This window comes from Pseudonocardia sp. DxW (assembly GCF_058448985.1).
Map to the genome: position 1 here is coordinate 1 of NZ_JBZFLK010000062.1, position 2,462 is coordinate 2,462.

A 2,462-nucleotide genomic window follows, 5' to 3' on the forward strand; every position below is an offset into this window, starting at 1 on the left:
TGTCCGGGGACGGGCTGTGGTGTCGGTCGGTGGACGACCTGACGTGTCGTTGGCCCGGGCGGGATCATGACACAGCAGCCGGGACGGCGGACAGTGCTCTGTCCTTGAGCCGGTAGCTGGGCCCGTTGATGGCGATGACGTCGCAGTGGTGCAGGAGCCGGTCGAGGATGGCGGTGGCGATGACCTCGTCGGTGAAGACCTGGCCCCATTCGGAGAAGGTCTTGTTCGAGGTGAGGATGATCGAGCCGCGTTCGTAGCGGCGGCTGATCAGCTGGAACACCATGTTCGCCGCAGCCCGGTCGCAGGGCAGGTAGCCCACCTCGTCGAGGACGAGCACCGAGGGCCGTAGGTAGGTCTGGAGCTTCTTGGCGAACCGGCCGGCGGCTTCGGCGGCGCGGAGCTGGCGGACGCAGTCGTCGAGGCTGGTGAAGTAGATCGAGTGCCCGGCCTGGCAAGCGGCAACGGCGAGCGCGACGGCGATGTGGGTCTTCCCGGTCCCGGGCGGGCCGAGCAGGGCGATGTTCCCGCGGGCCTCGACGAACGCCAGCGCGGCGAGGTCACGGATCTTGCGGACGTCGAGGTCGGGCTGGAAGGCGAAGTCGAACTCGTCGAGCGTCTTGTGGTGCGGCAGCCCGGAGAGCTTGAGCGCGGTGCGGAACCGGCGCCCCTCGCGCAGCCCGAGCTCCTCACCGAGAACGGTGTCGATGAACTCGCGGTAGCCCATGTTGTCGGCCTCGGCCCGCTCCACCAGGAGCTCGAGGTTCTCAGCCAGGTGCGGCAACCCGAGGCGGGTGGCGTGCGCGGTGATCCGGCTGGTGATCAGTTCACTCATGCCGCACCCACCAACGACTCACCGGTGGCCTGGGCTGCGGTCTCGGCTGAGAGATCGGGCGAGAGGTCGGGTGGTGTGGCCAGTCCGGCGAGGCGATCGTAGTAGGCCAGCGGTCGGCGAGCGATGCTCACCTCGAGCGCTGCCCGGGACTCCGGGCGGACCATCGCCGACGTCGCCGGCCCCGGGGCCTGCTGGGCTGCAACGGGTTCGGGATCCGGGGTGTCGAGGGTGGTGGAGCGGGTGTGGCCGTCGGGGAGTTCGGCCCAGTGGGCGGGGTCGACGATCATCTGCCCGCGCAGTGCCGAGCGGGGGTGGCGTGCCAGGAGCATCGGTGTCCGGTCGGGGCCGTCGACGGGCAGTCGCCAGATCTCCAGGTGCTCGACTCCGACACGGACCTCGACCCGCTGCCCGGCCTTCGTCGGGCGTCCGTCGGCGGCTCTGGCGGCGACGGAGTAGGAGGACCCGGCGAAGGAGATCAACGCGTCTCGCCCGACGCGACGTAGATGGGTCTCAGTGACCGCATACCCGAACTGCGGCAACGGCCCCAGCGCGGCGTGGTCGCGCAGGGCGCGGACGCCGATGACCTCGCCGTGGGTGCGGTGGACCTGCCCGCGCCGGACCGGGACCCACGCGGCGAACGCCGCATCCAGCTCCGCCAAGGAGCTGAACCGGCGTCCGGACAGAACGTGGTCTCGCCCGATCCGCACCTGCCGCTCGACCCGGCCCTTCCCGGTGGGGCGGTAGGCGGCGAGCACGTCGATGGCGAACCCGTAGTGGGCGGCGAACGCCGCCGCCTGCGGGTGCAGCGGGACCGCCCGGCCGGGGGCGACGTGGCGGCGCACGACGGTCTTGGTGCGGTCGTAGACGATCGTCGCGGGGACGCCGCCGAAGTGGGCGAACGCGCGGCGGTGGCAGTCGAAGAACGTGGCCAGGTCCTGGCCGGTGGTGAAGCAGATGAACGGGTCCCGCGAGTAGGACAACGTCATGTGGAACGAGTAGACCTTCCGCCCCTGCCCGGACCCAGCCCCTGCGCAGGCGAGCAGGGGGCCTTCGTCGCCCCAGTCGACCTGGGCCTGGGCGCCGGCGACGACCTCGAACCGGCGGTGCAGCCCCGGCGGGCGACCCTGGGCGTCGGACTCGAGCTCGATCCGTGCCCGCGCCTGCGCGCAGTAGACCTTGATCCGCTGGTAGTGCCCGGTGAAGCCGTAGTCGGCGACCAGCCGCTCATGGATCACCGTCGCCAACAAGCCCGGGTCATCAGCGAGCCAGGCGTCGATCACGTCGGTGAACGGGTCCACCAGCCTAGGCACCGTGCCCGCCCGTGAGCTCGCCCGTGGCGGTGCCGTCGGGGCGTCCGGTGAGAGGTACTTCTTCGCTGTTCTCCAGTCACAGCCCACTTGAGCTGCGATGTCCTTCCACGACGCCCCTGCCGCGCGCAGCGGGGCGTACCTCCTGATGTCCATCCATGCCTCCACAGGCAGGATCACGGGTGACCCCCTCCGGGCTCGTCTGCTTGGCGGCTGACAAGCCCGGAGGGTGGTCCCTCCCTGAGCCGATCTTGAATCCGACGCGCCGGACCAACGACAGATCAGCTCGTACCTACAGCGACATCAGAGCCCGTACGCGGACA

2 protein-coding genes are annotated in these 2,462 nt (G+C 70.4%); both read right to left on the reverse strand.

Going from position 1 to position 2,462, the window contains the following annotated elements; genetic code table 11:
• Positions 1-64: 64 nt before the first annotated feature.
• Positions 65-832 carry an IS21-like element helper ATPase IstB gene (gene istB / locus ACVJO7_RS33925; RefSeq protein WP_491676359.1) on the reverse strand — a complete coding sequence of 256 codons (768 nt, stop codon included), beginning with the start codon at positions 830-832 and terminating at the stop codon, positions 65-67.
• Positions 829-2,295 (reverse strand): IS21 family transposase, encoded by a 1,467-nt coding sequence (istA, locus tag ACVJO7_RS33930; protein ID WP_491676360.1) that lies wholly within the window; start codon positions 2,293-2,295, stop codon positions 829-831. Before istA ends, istB begins: the two co-directional genes overlap by 4 nt.
• Positions 2,296-2,462: the final 167 nt, after the last annotated feature.

Bases quoted from the DNA above. Each gene is read 5' to 3' on its own strand.
- istA (WP_491676360.1), bottom strand. From the start codon at position 2,295: ATGGACATCAGGAGGTACGCCCCGCTGCGCGCGGCAGGGGCGTCGTGG.
- istB (WP_491676359.1), bottom strand. From the start codon at position 832: ATGAGTGAACTGATCACCAGCCGGATCACCGCGCACGCCACCCGCCTC.